Here is a 3,847-nt window from a genome sequence, read left to right as displayed (position 1 = left end):
TGCCGATCATCGATACCGTCCCGACCTTCCTCGACTTCTGGGATAAGGCCGGCGGGCTGGTCCCCCCGCTGCAACTCTTGACCTGGGAGAAGGAGTACTACGAGCCCAACCGGCAGGTCTTCGACCTTTACTTCACCCGGTGGGCCGACCGCTCTCAGCTACCCGAGGCCTTTGCCCGCTATCCGAAGTCCGTGACGACCATCCGCGCCCTGGCCGAGACCTTCCCGCGGGACGCCGAGCGAATTGCCGTCGAGGCCGGCTCGGTCTTGGCGGCCGTGGCCGCCGTCGACGTGATCGCCTTGGTCGGCGCCTATGGCGCCGGTTCGTGGTCCTGGCCCGTCTTCAGCCGGCCGGCGGCCTTGGTGGCGCTGGAGTCCTTCGCCTCGCGCAGCCGGCTTGGTCTGGCCCTGGCCCACGAGATCGGGTACGCCGTCGCTCAGAACGCTGCCGGAGTGGGTTTTGGCGAGGTCCAGCGGTACCAGCACGACCTCCTTTTCAACCTGGCCTTCGAAGGCTTGGCCGGGCTGATCGCGATGGTCGTCCGGCCGGGCCTGTCCGACTCCGAGTACGCCTGGCCGAGCGGCGGGGCGCCGAGCCGCGGAGAACCGGGCGGCGGAGAACCGAGCGGCGGAGAACCTGGGCCCGCCGTTCCGACCGCGGCCGACGACCGCCTCGCCTGGTGTCGCCGTCACCGGAGTGAGTTGTTGCGGTCCCTGGCCCGCGACAGCCTGGCCAACGAGGCCGACGTCTGCGACCACTACTTTGGCCCGAATGGCGACTATGCGGGCCGCCGAGGCATCGGTCAATGGCTGGCCCTGGAGTTCGCCCGGGAGGCCCTGGACCCGTCGAAGGCGGCCTCGCTCGTGGCCGGGGGGGTCGGGACCATTCGTGGGACGGCGGCCGATTGGATCCGCCGCGCCGCCGACCGCGCTCGCTGAAGCCAAGGGAGCAATCACCACCGCTCTCCTGGCGGTCGACATCGAGAACCGGGACTCACTCCCGAAGCCGTCGCCGCCGCCGTCCGGACCTACCACGCCTTTCGGGGCTGGGACCCGGCGCCCGCCATCTCGTTCCGCTTCTACGGGGGTCTGGCTGCCCTCGTCCCCGGGGTAAACCGGGGGTCAGGGCCGAAAACCACCGAGCAAAAAGAGAACGGGCACCTCAGTTGGTGCCCGTCGCTGTTCTTGACTCGTTGGCCTTGAACGCCTTTCGCTCAGGCCTGCATTGGCGGATTCCATAAGACCCGAAGGTTTTCGGAAGGTCGCCTAGGCCGATTAGGCTTGAGCCTCGGCCCGCCCGGTCTGTCCTCGACGGAAGAGGCTCCGAACGAAGGGCATCAGCCACCGGTCGGCGCCGAACCAGCCGGCGTTCTCACCGGCCAGGATGAGCAGGATGGCCAGGGTGTACAGGACGGGGTTGGTGCTGGTGGTGCCGGCGAGCATGTAGGAGACATTCATGAGAGCTCCGAAGAAGGCGGCGGCGATTGTGGCAAAGCCGAGGATGAGGCCGACTCCGACCAGCAACTCGCCGAAAGCGACGGCGTAGCTGAACCAGACGCTCGAATGGGTGTTGACCAGGAAGGACAGGAACGACTTGTACCAGCTGTAATTGACGGCCGACTTGACCGGAGTACCATCCGGGTTGGTCAGGGAGACCAGGGCCCCATTCTGGATCTTGGACGCCAGAGCGCGCAGCCAGTAACCCTGAATCGCGGTACCGGCCTTCTCGCCGATCCACAGGTGGCCGGGGTCGGAAAGCTTGTGCCAACCAGCCTCGAGCCATTGGTAGCCGACCCAGATCCGGAGGATTGTCCAAAGGGCGGCAAACCTCTTGTCCTTGAACAGACTCATTGCGGGCACCTCCTTGGTGAAATTCCGAACTAACCTTCAAGACCATCATAGTGCGGATAAGTACTATTGTCAATAAGAAAAAGTAATAAGTAAAGTAAAAAAGGAGTGCCTGCCAGCCGGCCAGCTAGTCATAGCAAATGGCCGACCGTGAAGGTCGGCCGACGCACTGAAGCCCAGCTAAAGCAGAATTTGGTGGCTATTGCCGGACCGAAACGCCAGGTACAATAAGTACGCAGCGATCGGGCGACCGACCTGGTGCCGTCGGGTCGGTGGCGATGGTCCATACCAGGGCCAGGGCGGAACGGAGAAGGCCCGCTCTCCGCCTCACATGGCAGCAAGAGGCGGCTCTGCCAGTCGCGCCCTGCCAAGTCGCGCCCTGCCAAGTCGCGCCCTTGTCAGTCGGCCTTTACAAGCCGTATACTTAGTGCGGCTTTGTCCCCAGCAGGTCGCTTGAAGATTGGCGGTTGGTCCATGCGCGCCCTCAAATTCACCCTGATCTATCTTATCTTGGTGCAACTGCTCCTCGGTTTGGTTCTGCCGACGGGGCTGATCTATCATTACCGCCTGGATTTCAACGTGGTCAAGAACAGCCCGGCCGCCGACTACGACGTGGTTCTCGAGAAGGTGGCCCAGGAGATCAAGCGCGACAAGCTCACTGATTACCTGATCATTCTGGGCGATTCAGTCGGCTACAGCGGGCCGGGCGGGCCCGAGCAGTCCATCGGCTACTATCTCGAGGAGATCGGCCGTCAGCAAGGCCGGTCGACCCGGGTCTTCAACCTGTCCATGCCGGCCATGCAGGCCGGCGATCTTTACACGGCCTTCCTGATGCTGCAGAAGCACGACATCCCGGCCCGGCATGTCCTGGTGAATATCATCTACGGCGGCTTCGTTGCCCGCAACCCCGATCCGCCGGCGGCCACCTGGCTGCAGGACGATCTCAAGCACCTCGACCCCGGGGCCTACGATTACGCCGTCCCCAGCCTCGAGGCCAACCACCGGTTGAAGCGGCCGACCTTGTCGGAGTGGTTCCGCAAGACCATCTACCCGCGGGTCGCCATCCTCCGTTACCGCGACTTCATCCGGGCGGCCATCGACAAGTATGTCCCGGGGGTCGGCCCCGACGAGGTGGTCGACACCAGGCCCTGGTCGGCCAAACCCGGACTGGCCGGGCTTCTACAGGCCCGCGAATACCAGCGCCTCTTCGACGACACCCCGTTCGTCATGGACCAGTCCAACCCGCAAGTCTACTTCATCGACCGGCTCATCGCCAGGGCCAAGGCTCAGGGGACGGACCTGATGTTCTTCCTGACCCCGGCCAACGCCGAATTGATGTGGCTCAACGTCACCAAACCCGGGTACGTGGCCAACCTGAAGCGCATCGACGCCTTCTTCGCTCAGCGGTCGGCGCGCTACGTGGACCTCGAGGGGACGATCAGCCCGGCCCTCTTCGCCGATCATCTCCACCTGATCCCTGAAGGCTACCGCCAGCTGGCCATCCTCCTCTGGCGCGACTACTTCAACTCGGCCGCCGGCCCGCGTCCCGAGACCCAGGACCTGACGGGAGGAGGGATCGCCGTTGCTCTTCCATAGCCCGGAATTCCTCACCCTGATGGTCGCCACGGCGGCCCTCTACTATCTCCTCCCGCGCCGGCGGCTCTGGCTGCTGGCCCTGGCCAACGCCGTCTTCTACGGCGCCGCCGGGCTCCCCTGGCTGGGGCTGTTCGCGGCCATGTCCTTCCTGACCTACCTGTGCTCCAAGCGGGCCGAGCCCGATCGCGGCCCGGCCGCCCGCCGCTGGGTCTGGCTGGGGGTCACCCTCAACCTCTTGAACCTGGCCTTTTTCAAGTATACCAACTTCCTCTTCCAGAGCCTGAACCAGGTCCTTCACTTCGCCCCGGACGGGAAGTTGTTGTCCATCATCCTACCCGTGGGCATCTCCTTCTACACCTTCCAGCTGGTGGCCTACCTCATCGACGTCGGCCGCGGCGAGCAGA

4 protein-coding genes are annotated in these 3,847 nt (G+C 64.6%); 3 read left to right on the top strand and 1 reads right to left on the bottom strand.

Annotation, left to right across the window (positions count from 1 at the left end; genetic code table 11):
* Positions 1-938 (top strand): hypothetical protein (locus VGL40_04735; protein HEY3314572.1); only part of this gene is annotated, 938 nt, incomplete at its 5' end.
* 336 nt (positions 939-1,274) lie between these two features.
* Here the strand turns inward: VGL40_04735 and VGL40_04730 are convergent.
* Positions 1,275-1,850, bottom strand: coding sequence for a DoxX family membrane protein (locus VGL40_04730; GenBank protein ID HEY3314571.1), 576 nt, complete (start codon positions 1,848-1,850; stop codon positions 1,275-1,277).
* A gap of 471 nt (positions 1,851-2,321) precedes the next feature.
* Here VGL40_04730 and VGL40_04725 point away from each other — a divergent pair, with 471 nt between their 5' ends.
* Together VGL40_04725 and VGL40_04720 are read left to right on the top strand one after the other, a co-directional pair.
* Positions 2,322-3,443, top strand: a complete 1,122-nt coding sequence (locus VGL40_04725; protein HEY3314570.1) for a hypothetical protein — start codon at positions 2,322-2,324, stop codon at positions 3,441-3,443.
* Positions 3,430-3,847, top strand: a 418-nt coding sequence (locus VGL40_04720) for a membrane-bound O-acyltransferase family protein (protein HEY3314569.1), incomplete at its 3' end; no start/stop codon positions are given. The genes VGL40_04725 and VGL40_04720, both read left to right, overlap by 14 nt.

The organism is Bacillota bacterium (assembly GCA_036504675.1).
Lineage (GTDB): Bacteria > Bacillota > Sulfobacillia > JAJYWN01 > JAJZPE01 > DASXUT01.
This window is presented reverse-complemented; position numbering and strand designations above follow the sequence as displayed.